We start from the raw sequence: 20059 nt of genomic DNA, 5'->3' as shown, positions 1-20059 counted from the left end.
TCAACGACCCGTCGGTGCGCCAGTCTTACGGCTTCGGTAATCAGTCGCAGATATTCGTGATCCGCGGTTTGCCGCTGGCAGGTGACGATATCTCCTACGGCGGTCTGTACGGCGTCCTTCCCCGGCAAATTCTCTCCACGGACGCGATTGAGCGGGTGGAAGTGTTCAAAGGTCCCAACGCTTTTATCAACGGCGTGAGCCCCACCGGTACGGGCTTGGGTGGCAGCGTGAATCTGCAGCCCAAGCGTGCTGAAGACGTGCCGACTCGCCGTTACACCCAAGACATCAGTTCCGATGGCCGAATTGGTGAGCATCTGGACCTTGGCCAACGCTTCGGCGAGGGCAATCGATTCGGAGCGCGAGTCAACCTTAGCCAACGTGAAGGCGACACTGCGATTAATGACGAAAACCAGCGCACCAAGTTGTTCGTCGCGGGGCTCGATTATCGTGGTGACACCTTTCGCGTCTCTACCGACTTTGGCTACCAAAAACAGCGCATCAACGGTTTACGCAACACCGTGCAATTGGGTAATGCGACCAAAATCCCGACCGCCCCTGACGCCAGCCACAACTATGGCCAGGACTGGACTAATACCGAAACCGAAGACACGTTCGGCATGATGCGTGGCGACTGGGACCTGAATGAAAACTGGACTGCCTACCTTGCAGGGGGCGCCAAGCATACGCGTGAAACTGGTGTATACGGCACGCCAACCCTCGTAGGTAATAACGGAGTTGCAACTGTCGGCGGCTCCGAGATTCCGCACAATGAGGACAACACCAGCTTTGCAGCGGGGCTTAACGGTCATGTTCAAACCGGGCCGGTCAGTCATCAGATCGCGATTGGCGCCTCCACCATCTGGACCCAGCAAGAGAACGCCTACACCTTCTACCGCTCGGTCACCGGGAATACCAATATCTACACCACACCTGACCTGCCCAAGCCAACGGCGGTTTCCCTCACCGGCGGCGATATGAGCGATCCGGGTGTCACCGGCAAAACCCGTAACCGAAGCCTGGCCGCTTCCGACACTGTTGGCTTGTTCGACGATAGTTTGCTCCTTACCTATGGCGTACGCCGTCAGCAGCTGCGCGTAGAGAACTACTCGTACGACGGCACCACCTCCAACGGCGTGGCTAATCCGGCCAATGACGGCAGCCGTACTTCGCTTTACGACGAATCCATCACCACTCCGGTGTACGGCATCGTCTATAAACCGACTGACACCGTTTCCCTGTACGCAAACCGCATTGAAGGCCTGGCCAAAGGGCCGGTCGCGTCCGGTACCAACGTCACCAACCTTGGGGAGGCCTTCCCGCCTGGCCGCACCAAGCAACTGGAAGCGGGTATCAAGCTGGACATGCAATCGTTCGGCGCAAATCTTGGCGTGTTCCGAATCGAGAAGCCCAGCGATGGGTACGTCGATGCGACTCAGCGCCTCTACATTCGCGACGGCGAGCAGGTGAACAAGGGTGTTGAGCTGAGCGTGTTTGGTGAGCCCATCGAAGGCCTTCGCCTGATGGCAGGCGGCACGCGCATGACCTCGGAGCTGAAGAACACCGCGGGCGGGCTCACTGATGGCAATCATGCCATCGGGGTGCCCACCTTCCAGCTAAATGCGAGCGTCGACTGGGACGTTCCTGGCCTGGAGGGAGCTGCCCTCAGCGCGCGTATGCTGCGTACTGGAGGCCAGTATGCGGATCAGGCCAATAACCTGAGCCTTCCCACCTGGAATCGGTTCGATGCCGGGGCGCGCTACAAACTTAAAGTCGATCAAAGGGACCTGACGTTGCGCGTCAATGTGGAGAACATCACCGACAAGAACTACTGGGCCTCAGCCAACGGTGGCTATCTCAGCCAGGGCGACCCGCGTCTGGTCAAACTCTCGGGCACCATAGACTTCTAAGTCAGCGCTCCCAAGGGATAGGCATCATCATTCCCTTGGGATCAAGTGGCTTTCGATGAGTCGAATTCAGGTCAGCCAGCAGGTAGGCCCAAGCGCCCGAGGCAAAGCTCAGATCAGGCGTTCAGCAGCATCCGAGGTACGCCTCGGGCGGGTGTCAGTTGCCTGCGAGAGTTTTACTTCTCGACAACCCGCTGTCTTGGTTAGCGCTTTTTGTCATCCGGCCCCTGCCCGCGCGTCACCTCAAATCGCCTGACATTCTTGCGCAACCAACTAACAAACCCACCCGAATCGGCCACCACCGGCTTGGCTTCCTTCGATGGACAGGGTGCAGTGGAAATGCATCGATAAGTGGAGGGATTTATTTAACTCAGAAAATAAATCCATCTCTCTACGCTGAACCACGGGAGAGGACTAAACGCATTAACCGGCTATCGACCTTGCATGCAACGATGGCACTATTCCCCTTAGGAGAAAGGTAACGTTCGGCGCAAAGCAAGCCGGACGTCATGCGCATAGGGATAGGGAAGATGGCTTCGATAAAGGTGGATGGTGAGGACAAGACCGCAACGATCAGCGACTGGACGATTCGCTGGAGCGACAAGTACAAAACGCTGGAACTGACCTGTCACTTCCCTTCCAAGAAAAAATACACCCGCCCGCTCAGTAACTGCCAGGTTTCGCCCAGCCGCGAGTTGACCAATGTATTGCTGCAAAAGCCCGGCAGCATGATAGCTACGCCCATTGCCAAGGTTACGATTTACGACGAGCGATACGCCGTAGTGCACTACCCAGGCGCCGAAAAGCCCTATGTCTACAAGATGGACAGCATCTGTTTGACCGCGCCGACATTGATGAAGGAAACGCCGGTCTTCCGCTATTTCACCATCGTGGCGAATGCCCGGCGGGATCAAGCCGAGTCCAAAACCGATCGCGAAATTGCCGACAATGTGGTGCGCCAGCTCAACAAACTTCCCGCCATCGCTGGTACCGCGTTGGACGCCTATTGTACGGGCCGCAACGGCACGCTGACGCCGGGTCAAGGGCTTATTTACCCGTTCGGGCTTAACGAGAGTCAGCTTCAGGCGGTCGAGCGAGCGTTCAGCGCGCAAGTCAGCGTAATCGAGGGCCCGCCAGGGACCGGCAAGACCCAGACAATCCTCAATATACTGGCCAATATTCTGTTACGTGGGCAGACGGTAGCGGTGCTGTCGAACAACAATGCCGCCGTAGAGAACGTCTATGAAAAGCTGGAGAAGTACGGCCTGGGCCACTTGGTCGCCCAACTCGGGAACCAGAAAAAACGTGAGGCCTTCTTCGCTGACCTGCCTGCCTGGCCAACAAGCGCGCCTGAGCCCGCACCGTCCCTAGAGGATATCCAGGCGTTGTTGACCCGCTTGAAGCAGCATTTGCAAGACCACAACAGGGCGGCACAACTGCAAATTGAGCTGGACGAGCTGGTCATTGAGCGACGCCACTTGCAGCAATGGCAAGCAGAAAGCGATGTGCAGCTCACAGGCTCGCTCGACAAGTACGGCCTGACACCGCGCAAGACTACGGACCTCATGGCCTACCTGGCTTACCTCGGCGAGCAGCGCATTCATCTCAAAGACCGAATCGAGCTACTGTTCAAATTCAGAATCTTTCGTACCAAGCCATTCGCCGATAGCGAAGCGCGCATGGCTGTTTTCCAAGCATTGCAGATGCATTACTACGATGAGTCGCTTCGGGACAAGGAAGCGGAACTGCGGGCGTGCCGTGAATCGTTGGCATGTGCGAATTTCACAGCCTTGCTGAACGAACTAACATCCGCATCTATGCACCATCTGAAGCAGCATCTGCAACTTCAGGAACCGCCGGCGGATAGCTTTGATGCCAAAACTTACTGCAAGCATTTCGACGTCTTTGTGAAGCGCTTCCCTATCCTTGGCAGCGGCACGCATTCGATCGTGAACTCCATCGCGCCGGGAGCGGTTCTCGACTACGTGATCATTGACGAAGCCTCTTTGCAGGACATAGTGCCAGGCATCCTCCCACTAGGCTGTGCAAAGAATCTGATCGTCGTTGGAGACAACCGACAGTTGCCGCATATACCTGTGTCACTCGGGCATCAAGCGCCCGCCGATGTCTACGATTGCGAGCGCTACAGCCTGCTTGATTCGTGCATTGCCGTGTTCGGGGACGGCCTGCCCAGAACCCTGCTGAAAGAACATTACCGCTGCCACCCCAGGATCATCCAGTTCTGCAATCAGCAGTTCTACGACAACGCGCTGGTGCCAATGACCGAGGACAACGGCGAAGACCCCCTGCGCCTGGTGGTGACAGCCAGAGGCAACCACGCCAGGAAGAACACTAATCTTCGGGAATTGGACTCTCTGCTGAAGGTCCTTGAGGACGAGGGACCAGCCGCCGTAATGGACGGCGACGGCCGCGGTTACATCGCCCCTTTTCGGGCGCAAGTTAACCTTTCCGGCACGCACTTGCCGACGGATTTTGTCAAAGACACCGTGCACAAGTTTCAGGGCCGTGAATGCAACGAGATCGTCTTCTCCACAGTGCTGGACAAGAAGCGCTACAACCAAGCGCGCACACGCCTGGCTTTCGTCGACGACCCACGCATGGTCAATGTCGCGGTTTCGCGGGCCAAACATCGCTTCACCCTGGTGACCGGCGACGAGGTGTTTACTGACAACAATGGCCATATCGCCGCGCTGATCCGCTACATCAGCTATTACGCGCAAGGCGAGCAAATCGTGCGCGCGCCCGTGGTATCGGCATTTGACTTGCTGTACCGCGAGTACGACCAGTCTCTCGCCCGCTTGGACGCGCGCCTTAGGGCTGAGGATTCGCGCTACAAGTCCGAGCAGATCATTGCTCAGTTACTGCGCGAGGCGCTGTCAGCCCCGGCCTATCAGGCACTGAAATATCACACCCAGATCCAGCTAGATAAGCTTGCATCGCCGGGTAGCCTCGACTGGACGGAGCGCCAGCGGGCGTTCATGAGGCGCGCCAGTTGCGATTTCGTGATCTATTTCAAAGTTGGCAAGAAGCCGATAGGGGTAATTGAGGTTGATGGGGGGTACCACGACCAACCTGTTCAAGCGGCTCGGGACACCATGAAAAATGAGATTTTGGCCAAAAGTGGTATTCCGATCCTTCGGCTGCGGACAGTTGAGAGTGACATCGAGCGGAAAATTGGCGACTTTATCGGGCACTGGGCGGGGCCTACACAGAGTACCTAAGCGCTTCGGCGGCCGTCAGTCGCCGCTGGTAGAATTCGATCCAAAGCTGCCTGTAGCCAGGCCGCAAGCTGGTGGATCGGAGGTTAATGAAAGTAATTGCATCCTTTATTAAAAAATCATTGGGCATCCAGGGGTCTCAGATTGGTCATTACTAGCCTCAGTAACAGATTTAGTTCTATTTAGAAAAATTAGTATGCTCTTCCTTGTTCTTAGCGAACATTCCTCAAGAGAGATTGAAACTTTGCAATCAATGGATGGCTGCTCACACGGCGCTAGATATGATGGGAAGCTCTTTAAAAGCCCGCTTATAGATGACTGAATAAATATTAACTTTAGTTCTGGGTTAAGGATTAATTATTGATGCAATAATACGAATATTCGTGCTAGCTTGAAGTGCAGCGGCGGCTTGCGTAAAACATCTTTCATCTGATACGGGGTATATACATGTCAAAATTGTCGATAAAGAAATGGGTTCTACCTGCCCTAAAAAGCAAGGTTAGAACTGCATTGGGTGTAACGGGATTAGGCTTGGCTTATTTCGCAGGATTTATGATGTTAAAGATTTTTTTGTATACACCGATAACGATGGCACTGCCTTCGTCTTGGAGTAATTTTCTATTTCGTCCCTCATTGCTTGTCTATCGGTTGTTCGCGGATACTAGCGAGATCACGCTTGAGCTCGGCAAAACCTGCGATCAGGCTGCAGAGCAATGTATTCAGTCTTTTAATCTAGCAGGGCCTATTCAGCCTGGAGACGGTAAGATATTTCGAGATAAACTGTCGAAACTGCTTGAGGCGCATGCGAATGTAAATATGGTGTGCCTGAACTCGACCGGAGGGGATAACGACAGCGCAGCTGAAATAGCTTCAGAAATACAGAAGCATAAGCTCAATACTTGCGTTGGAGACATGTCGTTTGGCGTTGCCGGGCTTCAACCAGAGTCAGGTGTTAGATATACAGATACGTGTGCATCCGCCTGTACATTTATACTGCTTGCCGGCACTGAACGTATCGCGATCGGAACGCGCTTTAAACTCGGCCTACATTCGCCGCGCAGTGTTCTATCCACCGAAGACAGTGCGATCCCTGATGAGGATCCCATTGCAAAAGGCGTTAGCTTCACCAGCGCCGAGCTACGAGAGTCGCTCTTCAGCCTTTATGAAGACAAGGTTTCTGTGAGTAATGAACAACTGCAGGCAATTTTTGCTTATGTAAGTCGTACTCCGGCTTTTAAAATGTATTCAGCTTCAGTGCCTGAGCAAATGGCATTAGGATTTTTTACTAAACGATTAGAATAGGCGCCCAGAGATAAAGGTACGGATTTATTTCAGCTAAAAATTAAATCAGTTACCTTATTTGTTGAGCGGCGGCCCCTCCAGCGAGGCCGCGCGGCCTGGGTCGGCGTCTTCGGAGCCACCTGCCCCTCTATAAGCTCAACCACCGGGGCCGACAGATGATTCCTCGGATGAAGACGCATCCAGCTATCACACTGCGACGCCGGGTTTGCCGGACAGCGAATCCGTTTACCACACGCCGCCGCAAAGCCCGGCTTAAGGGAGCAGGAGGATAGGGTGTGAAGCCGCCGGCCGCCGTCGTCAGAGACGAAGATATTGCGGCCGGACTTAGGCTGCGCAATTGTCGCAGCGCGAAGTCCACACGCTGCGACACCTCCCGGCACGGGCGCCCCTGCGGCGAGCCGGCATAGAGGGTACAGCTTACTTCCCGGAAAATAAATCTGCCCCTATCTTTCGCTGCTTCGCTCTTACTACTCAATTGCTCAGCGGATACCTACATCGTTTGCTCAATATGGAATACGAAGTTCATCCAGCGAACCATCAGCATTTATAAAGTCAAAGTGAGCCCCCTTAAAAGGAGAGTGGATCCCCTCATCTTGAAATCCACCCTCAATGAAGATGCCCACTAGGTTAAATATCCCATCCCGTACCACTAGCATTGGTGACCCGGACAAACCACCAAACGATTTTATGTCACTGACGCCTGGATCAAATGAGCTACTTTGTCTTTCACGAAAATCGTCTGACATGAAAAAGGCACGATCATTTACGGAGGTCACAAAGTCCATGCAAGGGGTCATTCTTAAAATTATTTTTAGACTATCAGCTGTTCGATGCTCTCCAGGGTATCCCATAAAAAAAACTGACTCATCTAATGCCACTCTTGTTTCAGGCGAAGAGTTGTAGGTTATTGCATCCTTCCCGATAGAGGCGAGTTGAAAACTAGTTGGCACCTCCACCACAGCGATATCGAGAAATGCTGATTTCGATATTATCCGCCATTTTGATATATCCACTGGTTCGGCGCCGTTGACGGGTAAGAGCAATGGGAAAAATTCCGCCCCACAGTTCTCAACCTCATCCCATACATGGGCAGCAGTGACAAGATACGTGGCAGCTCCTGATTTTACGAAAAAACATGTCCCCCCACATTTCCACTCATTGGCACCCACATCTAATCCTTTTGGATAGATCATCAATGGAGCAATACATGGTTGAATTTGTAGAGCGTTATACTGAATAGCTTCGTCATATTCCACTAGTTGAAACCCTAACTATAAGCACCTAACAAAAAAAGCGAATTTTCTCGCCCCACTCCTTCTTGAAAAGTACATCCATGCCCTTTTTTTCTTTTTGGCCATACGGATCATCATCGATTCAGAGCCACCGGCGGCCGGAGCACACTACCTGCAAAAAGAAATTGAATGTAGTTTGAAAAACACACGGAGACTCGTGCTCATTAATGCTTAGAATCAAATGGGGCGAAATCTATTAAGTTGACAGCACTTAATAAAACTACCCCAGTACATTATTATTTCTTTTTCTTATCTGGCGCCTGCGTTAGCGCCGAGCCTGCAACAGACTTCTCAGCAGGTGAAGATTTTTTGTCTTTCAATTGCTCGCTTGCCTTAGACGCCACGCCTTTGCTGGTTTTCTCGTCTTTTGCCATTTTTCATACCCCGAAAATGGGCGGATTCTCTGGAGTTGGAGTCCCATCCCGAAACTAGGTATAGGCTATCTGTCGCTATTTTCAATTCGCAGGACTACTTTTTAGAGAAATTCAGCTCAGGCCTGACTTGCTACACGCATCAAAGGCCGCTCTGATCCGATTGTTGCCTGCAGCTTTAGGCAAAAAAATTGCCAGTCACCAAGGGCTGCTATCGCGCAAAGCAGAGAGTCCACGGTTCTCTGTTATTGCCCACTTCTGAGCCTCATTACCCGCGACGCGGCTCAGATCACGCACTTAGCTGCACCTAATAACCCACATCTGCGAACCATAAACTGACTGCGCCAGCTTTATTTCTCATCAACCGGCAGGCTCATCAGCGCTTCTTGTCATCCGGCCCCTGCCCGCGCGTCACCTCAAATCGCCTGACATTCTTGCGCAACCAACTAACAAACCCACCCGTATCGGCCACGACCGGCTTGGCCTCCAACATCGCCGCCCTCGCCTTCGCCCGAAACTTAGCCAATCCCGCCAGCGCCCCAATCAATTCCGGATGCTCCGCCAACCACGGCTCCAGATCGGCCTTGTCGATGCGATAAATCATGCAGTCGGTATACGCGCAGAACCGCGCCAGCGTCGGCGTGCCGTCAACAAACCCGCTTTCACCAAGCAGCTCACCCGGCCCCATGCGCCCCACTTCCAGCCAGCCGTCCGGCCGTTGCAGCGACGCCGATACCACCCCGGACTCAATAATGAACAGCGCATCAGGCACCACGCCCTCGGCGAGCACGACGTCTTTCGCCGGATACGCGCCCAGGCGCATGTGCTGTTCCAGTTGCGCGCGGTCGGCGTCGCTGAGCATGCGCAGCGCATTCACGGTATTCAGCACGGCAGACTGGCGAGTCGCGGCGCGCTGCTGGTCCTGGCGGGTTTCGGTCGACGCGAGCTGCCGATGGATCAGGTCGAACAGTTGGTTACGCACCGCTGAGCGCCGGTCCCGGGATTTCACGTAGCCGGTGACTTCGTATTCGACGATGCGCAGGCCGGACTTGACCACGACCGCTGAGGGCGCGGGCTGGGCCAGTAATTCGCGGCAGCCGAGCAGCGCTTTCTCCAGGGAGTCCAGCACCAGGCTGGGTCGCAGGCGGGTCGACAATTCGATGGACAGGGTGACCGAGTGGAAATGATCTGGCCGGCTGAAGTTGACGATGCGGGTCTTGGCGGCCATGGCGTTGGGGATCACGGCCATGCTGCCTTCGGAGGTCAGCAGATGGGTGGAGCGCCAGTCGATTTCGATGACTTTACCTTCGATGTCGTCGACGCGAATCCAGTCGTCCACCCGGAACGGCTTGGTCGCGTTGAGGACGATGCCGGAGAAGACGTCACCCAGGGTGCTTTGCACGGCAAGGCCGAAGATGATCGCCACGGCGCCGGAGGTGGCCAGCAGCCCTTTGACCGGCAGGTCGAGCACGTAGCCGGCCGCCGCCACTGATGCGACGAGGAAGATGATTGCGCCCATGACGTCTTGCAGCAGATGACCCTTGCCGCCGATCCGCGGCTCCATGACCACGACGGCGAGCACGGTGAGTGTCCGCGCGCCGAACAGCCACCAGGCGATGGTCAGGATGGTGCCCAGCACATGGCGGGGAACGGACCAGTCGGCGGGCACCGGATACAGCGGGCTGAGTCCGCCATCGAGCAGCGCCATGCTGAACAGCACGAACAGCACCAGCCGGCACGCCAGCTTGCGCCGCAGCCAGCGCGGGTGCAGCCACTGCCAGAGCGTGAGGTCGATGACCAGCAGCACGGCAGCGCTGATCAGCGGATAGGCGAACCACAAATGATCCATCGACATTCCCTGGGGGTGGACAGCCCGTGCAGCTTAGCTGAATACCTCGCCGGGAGCGCCGGTCTGCTTTTTCGCCGAGCGGTCTGACCGATCAGAACGCCGTCACGCCCCCGTCTACCGCCAGTGAATGCCCGGTGGTGAACGCGGCGCCGTCGCTGCACAGGTAGAGCACGGCGGCGGCGATTTCTTCGACTTTGCCGATCCGCCCGACCGGGTGCATGGTCGCGGCGAATTCGGCCTTGCGCGGGTCGGCTTCGTGGGCGCGGCGGAACATGTCGGTGTCGATCACCGCCGGGCATACGGCGTTCACGCGGATGTGTTTCTTGGCGTACTCGATGGCGGCCGATTTGGTCAAACCGATCACTGCGTGCTTGGACGCGCTGTAGATGCTCATCTTCGGCGCCGCGCCCAGCCCGGCAACCGATGCCGTGTTGACGATTGCCCCGCCGCCCTGGACCAGCATCAGCGGCAACTGGTACTTCATGCACAGCCAGACGCCCTTGACGTTGACACCCATGATCGCGTCGAACTCGGCTTCGCTGCCTTCGGCGAGTCGGCCCTTCTCGATTTCGATGCCGGCGTTGTTGAAGGCGTAATCGACGCGGCCGTAGGCGTCCACGACCTGGGCCATCACCTGCTGCACTTGGGCGTCCTTTGTTACGTCGTACCGCAGAAACAGCGCTTCGCCGCCCGCCTGACGAATCAATTCGGCCGTGCCCTCTCCTCCCTCGCTGTCCAGATCCACCACCAGCACTTTCAGACCGTGTTCGGCAAACGCCAGCGCGGTCGCTCGGCCAATACCCGCCGCGGCGCCGGTGACCAACGCGACCTGACCGGAAAACGTCATGCTCATGGGATCGTCCTTTTTGTACTTATTAATTGAAGAGCTCGGCAAACGCCTGGTGGGCCGCAGCTTAGCGGTCGCAACACAGTCAGCGTCAGCACTATCAAGAGGCCGGTTGCCGGGCCATTGGTGGCGATGATGATCCGTGAAGCGCGCCATCATTAGCATGGATCGGCGGGCATTCGGTGCAGTGGCAATCCTTGCTGTCCGGGCCGTTCCGGTCTATCACTGCCGCTTCGCCGATAATCAAGAGCCCTGCCATGACCGCCTTGAACAACCGCCAATTCCTCCTCGCGCGCCGCCCGGTGGGTGCCGCCAGCCGTGAAGATTTCACCTTCCAGACCGTGCCCGTTGCCGACCTCGCTCCCGGCCAGATCCTGGTGAAGAGCGAATACCTGTCCCTGGACCCGGCCATGCGCGGCTGGATGAACGAAGGCAAGTCGTACATCGCGCCGGTCGAGCTGGGTGCGGTGATGCGCGCGTTGGGTGCGGGCAAAGTCATCGAGTCCCGACACCCGAAATTCGCGGTGGGCGATTACGTTCAGGGCTTGCTCGGGGTGCAGGATTATTTCGTCGGCGAGCCCAAGGGCTTCAACAAGGTCGATCCAAAACTGGTGCCACTGCCGGTGTACCTGGCGGCGTTGGGCATGACCGGTATGTCGGCCTACTTTGCCCTGCTCGAAGTCGGCCAGCCCAAGGCCGGTGACACCGTGGTGATTTCCGGCGCCGCCGGTGCGGTCGGGAGCATCGCCGGGCAGATCGCCAAAATCAAAGGCTGCCGGGTCATCGGCATCGCCGGCGGCAAGGAAAAGTGCCAGACCCTGATTGATGAGTTCGGCTTCGACGGCGCCATCGATTACAAGAACGAGGACATTCATGCGGCGCTGAAACGCGAATGCCCCAAAGGCGTGGACGTGTATTTCGATAACGTCGGCGGCGACATCCTCGATGCGGTCCTGACCCGCCTGGCGTTGAAGGCGCGGGTGGTGATCTGCGGCGCCATCAGCCAGTACAACAACAAGGAAGCGGTCAAAGGCCCGGCCAATTACCTGTCGCTGCTGGTCAACCGCGCGCGCATGGAAGGTTTCGTGGTGATGGACCATGCGGAACACTTCGCCAAGGCCGGGATGGAAATGGCCGGCTGGCTGGCCCAGGGCAAGCTGAAAAGCAAAGAGCACATCGTCGAAGGCCTGGAAACCTTCCCCGAAACCCTGCAGATGCTGTTCAAGGGCGAGAACAGCGGTAAGTTGATCTTGAAGGTGTGAGCTGAATGGGTGGGCTCAACCTGTGAACCCTCGCTGATAATCCGCTGAACAACTCACGGATAACGCTGCCAAAACCACCAGAGGGCGCACTCTGGTGTAAGCTCGTGCGCTGTTGATCCGACCCATCGAGAGGCTTATGCGGGCTCCCTTCCGACGTTCTACCCTTGCAGCGCTGCGTGGTTTTGAATCCTCCGGCACGGCGATCACAATTTTGCCGAGTGCGGCCGATTACCGGCAAACACTGCTGGCGAAGATTGCCGCCGCCACCCGACGGATCTACATCGTCGCCCTGTACTTGCAGCAGGACGAAGCCGGTCAGGAAATTCTCGATGCGTTGTATGCCGCCAAGGCTGCGCGACCGGAGCTGGACGTCGTGGTACTGGTCGACTGGTTCCGCGCCCAACGCGGCCTGATCGGCGCTGGCAAGCAGGCCGGAAACTCGGCGTGGTATCAGGCGCAGAACCTGGAACACGATCAGGAAGTGCCGGTGTACGGCGTGCCCGTGCAAACCCGCGAGCTGTTCGGCGTGTTGCACCTCAAGGGCTGCGTCATCGACGACTGCGTGATCTACAGCGGCGCCAGCATCAATAACGTCTATCTGCACAAGCTCGGCAAATACCGGCTCGATCGCTATCACCTGATTGACAGCAAAGGCCTGGCCGACTCGTTTCAGCGTCTGGTCCAGCAGGACATTCTGCCGTCCGACGCGGTGCATCGCCTCGACCTGCCCTCACCGCCCAGCTCTCGCAGCCTGCGCGGGGAGATTCGTCAGTTCCGCCAGCACCTCAAGCGCGCCAGTTACGACGTCAATGATGGCGTGCGTGACAACGGCGAGATGCGCGTCATTCCGCTGCTGGGCATCGGCAACAAGAACCCGCTGAGCAAAACCCTCTGTGATCTGATTGCCGCGACCGATGAACAACTGACGCTGTGCACGCCGTATTTCAACATGCCGCTGGTGGTAAAACGCGAGATCAATCGCGCGCTGAAGCGGGGTGTGAAGGTCGACATCATCATCGGCGACAAGACCGCCAACGACTTTTTCATCTCGCCGGAGGAGCCGTTCAAGGTGATCTCCGCGCTGCCATATCTGTACGAGATCAGCCTGCGTCGCTTCATGCAAAAGCATCAGACGGCGATCGCCAAGCACCAGCTGAACATCCATTTGTGGAAAGACGGCGACAACACCTATCACCTCAAGGGCCTGTGGTCGGACGACCGCTATACCTTGCTGACGGGCAACAACCTGAACCCGCGGGCCTTTCAGCTGGACCTGGAAAACGCCGTGCTGATCGATGACCCCAAGGGCGAATGGCTGAAGCCGCGCGCCGAGGAAATCGCGCTGCTGATGCGCAATACCCATCGGGTCGGCAAGTTTGACGAGCTCGATACCCTGAGCGAATACCCGGTTGGCGTGCGCACCTTTCTGCGGCGGGTCAGCCGGGTCCGCGTCGAGCGCCTGCTGTACCGGATTCTCTGACGACCATGGGCAAAAGCACTGGCGTTCGCGCGCAACAGGCCGATCAAACCCGCGCGCGCATTCTTCAGGCGGCGATCACGGTGTTCACCCGCGACGGCTATTCCGGCGGGCGCATCGAGAAGATCTCCGCCGAAGCCGAGTCCAACGACCGGATGATTTATTACTATTTCGGCAGCAAGGAGAAACTGTTCGTCAAAGTGCTTGAGCACACCTACGAGCAGTTCACCCGCGCCGAAAGCCTGCTGTCACTGGACCCGTCGACGCCGGAGCAGACGCTGCGGCAATTGGTGGCGTTTGTCTGGGACTATTACGTCAGCCACCCGGAATTCGTCGCCATCCTCAGTATCGAAAACCTGCACAAGGGCAGGCACGCGCGCCAGTCCGGTGAGCTGCGACGCCTGTCAGGCGAAGCCGTCGGCGTGCTCAGACCGATCATCGACGCCGGTCAGGCGCAGGGTCTGTTTCGGCAGGACCTGGACATCAAGCACGTGTATTTGATGATCGCGTCGCTGTGCTACTTCTATAACTCCAACCTGCACACCCTCAGCTCGTTCCTGGGTCAGGACATGGCCGCGGAGGGGGAGCGGACGGATTGGTTGGCGTTCATTCAGGACTTGGTGATGCGTGGCGTTAGGGTATTGCCGGAGTAGGCCGACTGGTGCAGCACCTGTGGGAGCGAGCTTGCTCGCGAAGAGGCCAGTACATCCGTTAGATATTTAGCGGTTGAGATGCAGTCTTCGTGAGCAACCTCACTCCCACAAAGGCCAGTACATCCGCCAGATATTTAGCGGTCGAAATGCAGCCTTCGTGAGCAAGCTCACTCCCACAGGGGCCAGTACATCCGCCAGATATTTAGCGGTTGAAATGCAGTCTGTGGGAGCGAGCTTGCTCGCGAAGGCGCCGGTACATCCGCTGAATGTTCTGTGGCTGAGATACCGCTTTCGTGAGCAAGCTCACTCCCACAGGGGCCAGTACATCCGCCAGATATTTAGCGGTCGAAATGCAGTCTGTGGGAGCGAGCTTGCTCGCGAAGGCGCCGGTACATCCGCTGAATATTCTGGGGCTGAGATACCGCTTTCGTGAGCAAGCTCACTCCCACAGAGGCCAGTACACCCGCTAGATATTTAGCGGTTGAAATGCAGTCTTCGTGAGCAAGCTCACTCCCACAAGGGCCAGTACATCCGCCAGATATTTAGCGGTTGAGATGCAGTCTTCGTGAGCAAGCTCACTCCCACAGAGGCCAGTACATCCGCCAGATATTTAGCGGTTGAAATGTAGTCTGTGGGAGCGAGCTTGCTCGCGAAGAGGCCAGTACATCCGCCAGATATTTAGCGGTCGAAATGCAGTCTTCGTGAGCAAGCTCACTCCCACAGAGGCCAGTACATCCGCCAGATATTTAGCGATCGAAATGCAGTCTTCGTGAGCAAGCTCACTCCCACAGAGGCCAGTACACCCGCTAGATATTTAGCGGTTGAAATGCAGTCTGTGGGAGCGAGCTTGCTCGCGAAGAGGCCAGTACATCCGCCAGATATTTAGCGGTTGAGATGCAGCCTTCGTGAGCAAGCTCACTCCCACGGGACCGTATTTTGCCGGGCGTCAGCGTGTTGCCTGAAGCGGGATGTCACCCAAAGAGGCTCGCCGAGTCAGTGCGTTCCGGGATTGGCTTTCAAATGCGCCACCTTGTCCTTCAACCCTTCCCACTGCGGCTCTTTCGGCGCGAAGCGGCTGCGCAGGTACGCGGCCAGGTCGCTGATCTGGGTGTCGGACAGGCTGTCCTTGAAGCCCGGCATGTAACCCAGATCTGCCGTCGCCGGTTTGTCTATTCCCTGCTGAATCACTTTGATCAGATTGTCCGGCAGCGCGCTGTGGACATTGGTATTGGTCGCCAGCGACGGGCTCACGCCAAACAGCTTCGGTCCCAGACCGTCGGCATGACAACCCTGACACGAGCCTTCGAACACCCGCTGACCATTGCTCAATGACTGAGGCGAAACGCTCGGTTTCTCTGCCAGACCGGTCACCGTCGCGGGACTGATGTCAGCACTGCCAGACGCAGGCTCATTCAACGCCGCCAGATACACCGCAATCGCCCGCACATCGCTCTTCGGCAGTTTCGCCAGCTCCGACACCACCGGCCCCATCGGCCCCGCCGCGACACCATGGGCATCGGAATACCCGCTGCTTAAATAATTGAACAACTGATCCTCGGTCCAGGGCGTCGGCGCTTTCGACAGGCTGTTGAGCGCCGGCGCTTCCCAGCCGTCCACCGTGCCGCCCGCGAGAAACGAGGTGCCGCCCTTCTCCGCCCCCAGCAAGTCCCGGGGTGAATGGCAGGCGGCGCAATGCCCCAATCCATTGACCAGATACTGACCGCGATTCCACTGCGCGCTTTGCTGCGGCTGCGTCTGCACCTCGCCTTTGCGCAGGTACAGCGCGTTCCAGCCCGCCATCAACGGCCGCACATTGAACGGGAAACGCATGTCGTTGGCGGGCTGGACCTGTTTCACCGGCGTCTGCGACATGAGGTACGCGTACAGCGCCTGCATGTCGGCGTCCTCGATGTTTCTGAAAGCCGTGTAGGGAAACGCCGGGTAAAGGTGTTTGCCATCGCGACTGATGCCGTCACGCATCGCCCGCTCGAACGCCGGATACGACCAGTTGCCGATGCCGGTCTCCGGGTCCGGGGTGATGTTGCTGCTATATAAAGTGCCGAATGGCGTTTGCATCGCCAGCCCGCCGGCATTGCTGGCGCCAGTCGGGGCGGTGTGACAGACCGCGCAATCGCCCACGGCCGCCAGCAACCGCCCGCGCTCCAGAGTCGCCGATGACCAGGTGCCCGCAGCGGGCGGCGTGATCGGCGCGATTTCAGCACGCCAGGGCAACGCGGTCGCGGCCATGCCCAGCAACGCGCCGAACGCAGCAAACAACGAACCGAACAGCCACTTTGAGCGTTTAGCTTTTGGCGACTGCGGCGGCTGGCTGTTGGATTCCACGCCCGCGCTGTTCAGCGCGGCGAGAATGCGTTCCGCAGTGATCGGCAGCTCGCGAAAGCGAATCCCGGTCGCGTCATACACGGCATTGGCAATGGCCGCCGCACTCGGCACCGACGCCGACTCCCCGGCGCCCATGGGCGGCTCGGCCTGGCGCGGCATCATCATGACGTCGACTTTCGGCACTTCGGGGAACGTCAGAATCGGGTAGCCACCCCACTCCTTGCTCGCCACGGTGGATTCCTCGAACGTCACCCGCTCCTTGAGCACCCGGCTGGTGGACTGGATGACGTTGCCGTGAATCTGATGCTGGACACCGGCGGGATTGACCATCATGCCGGCGTCATGGCCGATCACCACGCGGGTCACCGACACATCACCCGTGTGCTTGTCGATCGCCACGTCCGCCACCCACGCCGCCCACGCTGCGCCGAAGCCGGGAAACTTGCTGTGGATGTAGCGCGCGTAGGCAAAACCGCGCCCGCGCAGGACGCCATCTTCTTCGGGGATCTGCATCGGTTGGGTGCGCGGTGTCCAGTCAGCCCGGGCGGCGGTGGCGCGAACCAGTTCGGCGGCGCGCTCGTCGTGCAGATAACGAAGCCGGTATTCGATCGGGTCAACGCCAGCGGCGAAAGCCAACTCGTCGATGTAGGACTCGTGAGCGAAGGTATTGGGAAGCGCCGACACTCCGCGCATCCATGACGCGCGCACAATCGGCGCCATGTCGTGAATGGTGACGCGCATGTGCTCAATGTCGTAGGGCGGGATCGAAGTGCGGTCGCCCATTTCGAACATCGTCGCCACCGGCTCTACGCGCCCGGTCAACAGCAAGGCCAGGGTTGGCGAGTTATTCGACGGGTAGCGGGTGCTGAAGTCATAACCGGCGATGCCGCCATCGGCGTTAATCCCGCCGTCGACTTCCATCAACTGCGCCGTGCCTTTCGGCTCCCAGGCATGTTCCTGCTCGCGGGTCAGTTGCACGCGCACCGGCCGGCCCACGGCGCGGGACAGCAACACGGCATCGGCGCAGACGTCATCAGCGCAATTGCGCCCGTAACAGCCGGCCGCTTCCATGCGGATGATGTCGATCCGTTCTTCGGGGTATTCCAGCAGCCAGGCCAGATCGGCGCGCAGCATGTGGGGGTTCTGCGTGCCGGACCAGACCCGAATGCCTTCTTCGCTGTAGTCCGCCAACCCGCACGAAGGTCCGATGGAGCCGTGAATCTGGTAGGGCCATAGATAGGTTCGCGTCATCCGCTCGCTGGCCTGGGCCAACGCTTCTTCGACATTGCCCTGATCGAGCACCACCCGCTGAATGCTCGGGTTGTCGCGTATCGCCTGCTCTATATTGCTCATGTCCGGCAAATTGTGCTGCCAAGGCTTCCAGGTGACCTTGAGTTCCCGCGCCGCCTTGGCCGCCTGCTCTTCGCGCATCGCGACGATGCCGACGAAATCCCGAATCACCACCACGCGGACGATGCCGGGAATGTGGGCGATCGAAGATTCGTCCACGTCCAGCAGACTGGTGCCGACGAAGTCGCCGGTGTCATAACCGGCGTAGGGCGGCCGTACGACGCGGCCATGGAGCATGTCCGGTAAACGCATGTCGTGGACGTAGGTCAATTCACCGGTGGCCTTGCCCGGAATGTCCACACGGGCGGCGCCCTGCCCCACCAGTTTGTAGTCCTCCAGCCGCTTGAGTGGTGCGTTGCCGGAGATGCGCAGCTCCACGCGCTGATCCACCAGCAGCTGGCCAAAGGTCAGTTCGCGACCGTCCTGTGCCTTGATCACGCCGCTGTCGATGACTAACGAATCCACATCGACCGACCACTGCTGCGCGGCCTGTTGCAGCAGGTAGCGCCGCGCCTCGGCCGCCGCATTGCGCAACGGGATGGCGGAAATCTGCAAAGTGGCGCTGGCGATGGTCGCGCCCTGATTCGGCGCACGCTCGGTGTCGCCCAGAATCATCGTCACCTGATCCATCTGCAGGTCCAGCTCTTCGGCGACGATCTGCGTCAGCGAGGTGCGAATGCCGGTGCCCAGATCGACGTGGCCGTTGAAGGCGAAGACGCGGCCGTCCTGATCGATGGCAATGAACAGCCCCAATTCCACGGGCCGGACGGTGGGGGTGCCGCCTTTGGCGACCGGACCGGATGGCGGCAGGATGTCGTCGACGATCAGCAGCACGCCGTTTCGGGCGAGCAATTCATCGCGCGTGGGCAAAGTCTGGGTCATTGGGCGGGATCCGGGCTGGGCTGATGACGCGCGGCACGCATGACCGCACTGAGGATTTCAAGGTGCGTGCCGCAGCGGCACAGGTTGGCTGACAGTTCGTTGCGGATCTGCGCTTCGGTGGGGTGCGGGTTGCGGTCGAGCAAGGCCTTGGCGGTCATGATCATGCCGTTCATGCAGTAGCCGCATTGCGCGGCCTGCTCGTCGATGAAGGCTTGCTGCACCGGATGCGGGCGGTCTCGCGAACCGATGCCTTCCAGCGTGGTGATCTCGCGCCCTTGGGCGCCGGCCAGTGGAAACACGCAGGAGCGTGCGGCGACGCCGTCGATGATCACCGTGCAGGCGCCGCACTCGCCCAGGCCGCAGCCGTATTTGGGGCCATTAAGGTGCAGGTCATTGCGCAGGATCAGTAACAGCGGCGTGTCAGGCATTGCCGTGACACGTGTGGCCTGACCGTTGACGTTCAGGGTCACGGTCTTCTCCGCCGCCCGCTGCAGCTCGCTTGTGTCAGCCTTCATGTGTTACCCGCTGTAGCTTGCATTTGATGAAGTGATTACTTCATGAAACGAGAGCAGGAAGCATGCCAGCGGAGAAAAGGCTGTAGGACGTTGGAGTATTGGGGTGGGTTTGGTCGTTTCGACGTCGCAATTGGGTGGACTGAACATTCTCCATGTAGGAGTGAGCTTGCTCGCGAATGCAGTGGGTCAGGCACATAAATGTCGCGGGCAGATCGTACTCGCGGGCAAGCGCGCTCCTACAGCGGTGCTGTCAGGCGGCGTTACTCATCGCCCTCGTCGATCAGTTTGCGCAGCAGAAACAGTACAGCCACGCGTTCGGCGGGGTTGAGTTTGCTCAGGGTCAGCTCGCTGATCTGCGCGGCGCGGGGCACGGTTTCCTGTACCAGTTGCAGGCCGCTGTCGGTCAGGCTGCAGATGACTTTGCGGCGATCCTGCGGGTCCGGGTCGAGGCTGATCAGGTCCCGGGCTTTCAGGCGATCGACGATGCCGCGAATGGTCGCCTGATCCACGGCCGTGGCCTTGACCAGCTCGGTTTGCGAGCTGGGGCCGTGATCGCGCAGAGCGCACAGGGTCACGAATTGCACCGCCGTGAGCTGCGAATCGCCGACATTCTGCTGGAAGATCGCCAAGTGACGCTGGTAGGCCTTGCGCAGCAGATGGCCCACTTGCTCGGAAAAGGTGTAGGACGGATTGTTATTGGAAGGGTTGTCAGTGGACACGGGTGGCTCGTTCGGCGGGATCTGGAAAGTGGTGGCTACAGTAACGTCTGCGGG

Annotated in this window: 13 protein-coding genes; 6 read left to right on the top strand and 7 right to left on the bottom strand. The window is 58.3% G+C overall.

All coding sequences use genetic code 11. The features are described 5' to 3' along the window. The 3 genes from IFT47_RS25025 to IFT47_RS25015 form a co-directional block, all read left to right on the top strand. On the top strand, positions 1-1907 hold a 1907-nt coding region (locus tag IFT47_RS25025; protein WP_192176547.1), incomplete at its 5' end, for a TonB-dependent receptor. A 527-nt stretch (positions 1908-2434) separates the two neighbouring features. Then, complete coding sequence (locus IFT47_RS25020; protein ID WP_192174736.1) at positions 2435-5146, top strand: AAA domain-containing protein; 2712 nt, start codon at positions 2435-2437, stop codon at positions 5144-5146. Positions 5147-5590: 444 nt separating this feature from the next. Next, a complete protein-coding gene (locus IFT47_RS25015) occupies positions 5591-6445 on the top strand; it encodes a hypothetical protein (RefSeq protein ID WP_192174737.1) in 855 nt (284 codons plus the stop codon). A gap of 503 nt (positions 6446-6948) precedes the next feature. On the opposite strand, the gene IFT47_RS25010 is transcribed toward IFT47_RS25015, so the two are convergent. The 4 genes from IFT47_RS25010 to IFT47_RS24995 form a co-directional block, all read right to left on the bottom strand. Beyond that, positions 6949-7701: a trypsin-like peptidase domain-containing protein gene (locus tag IFT47_RS25010; protein ID WP_192174738.1), complete on the bottom strand. Its 753-nt coding sequence runs from the start codon at positions 7699-7701 to the stop codon at positions 6949-6951. Between the two features lie 272 nt (positions 7702-7973). Continuing rightward, entirely contained in the window at positions 7974-8111 is a 138-nt protein-coding gene (locus IFT47_RS25005; protein WP_192174739.1) for a hypothetical protein, read from the bottom strand. A 373-nt stretch (positions 8112-8484) separates the two neighbouring features. After that, positions 8485-9957 (bottom strand): mechanosensitive ion channel domain-containing protein, encoded by a 1473-nt coding sequence (locus IFT47_RS25000; RefSeq protein WP_192174740.1) that lies wholly within the window; start codon positions 9955-9957, stop codon positions 8485-8487. Positions 9958-10048: 91 nt separating this feature from the next. Beyond that, entirely contained in the window at positions 10049-10810 is a 762-nt protein-coding gene (locus IFT47_RS24995) for an SDR family oxidoreductase (protein WP_192174741.1), read from the bottom strand. Positions 10811-11061: 251 nt separating this feature from the next. Here IFT47_RS24995 and IFT47_RS24990 point away from each other — a divergent pair, with 251 nt between their 5' ends. The 3 genes from IFT47_RS24990 to IFT47_RS24980 all read left to right on the top strand — a co-directional run bounded on the left by IFT47_RS24990 (position 11062) and on the right by IFT47_RS24980 (position 14196). Then, positions 11062-12066, top strand: a complete 1005-nt coding sequence (locus tag IFT47_RS24990) for an NADP-dependent oxidoreductase (RefSeq protein ID WP_192174742.1) — start codon at positions 11062-11064, stop codon at positions 12064-12066. Between the two features lie 136 nt (positions 12067-12202). Next, complete coding sequence (gene pssA / locus IFT47_RS24985) at positions 12203-13546, top strand: CDP-diacylglycerol--serine O-phosphatidyltransferase (RefSeq protein WP_192174743.1); 1344 nt, start codon at positions 12203-12205, stop codon at positions 13544-13546. Positions 13547-13551: 5 nt separating this feature from the next. Next, positions 13552-14196: a TetR/AcrR family transcriptional regulator gene (locus tag IFT47_RS24980; RefSeq protein ID WP_192174744.1), complete on the top strand. Its 645-nt coding sequence runs from the start codon at positions 13552-13554 to the stop codon at positions 14194-14196. Between the two features lie 993 nt (positions 14197-15189). Here IFT47_RS24980 and IFT47_RS24975 read toward each other — a convergent pair. The 3 genes from IFT47_RS24975 to IFT47_RS24965 form a co-directional block, all read right to left on the bottom strand. Further along, positions 15190-18771: a molybdopterin cofactor-binding domain-containing protein gene (locus tag IFT47_RS24975; protein ID WP_192174745.1), complete on the bottom strand. Its 3582-nt coding sequence runs from the start codon at positions 18769-18771 to the stop codon at positions 15190-15192. Then, positions 18768-19286: a (2Fe-2S)-binding protein gene (locus IFT47_RS24970; protein ID WP_192174746.1), complete on the bottom strand. Its 519-nt coding sequence runs from the start codon at positions 19284-19286 to the stop codon at positions 18768-18770. The genes IFT47_RS24975 and IFT47_RS24970 overlap by 4 nt, the downstream gene beginning before the upstream one ends. Before the next feature lie 260 nt (positions 19287-19546). After that, positions 19547-20005, bottom strand: a complete 459-nt coding sequence (locus tag IFT47_RS24965) for a MarR family winged helix-turn-helix transcriptional regulator (protein ID WP_192174747.1) — start codon at positions 20003-20005, stop codon at positions 19547-19549. Positions 20006-20059 lie beyond the last annotated feature (54 nt).

Origin of the sequence: Pseudomonas sp. CFBP 13711 (assembly GCF_014842265.1) — a bacterium.
In the GTDB taxonomy this organism is placed as follows: domain Bacteria; phylum Pseudomonadota; class Gammaproteobacteria; order Pseudomonadales; family Pseudomonadaceae; genus Aquipseudomonas.
Note: the sequence above shows the minus strand (reverse complement) of the source record. Positions and strands in the feature narration are given on the sequence as shown.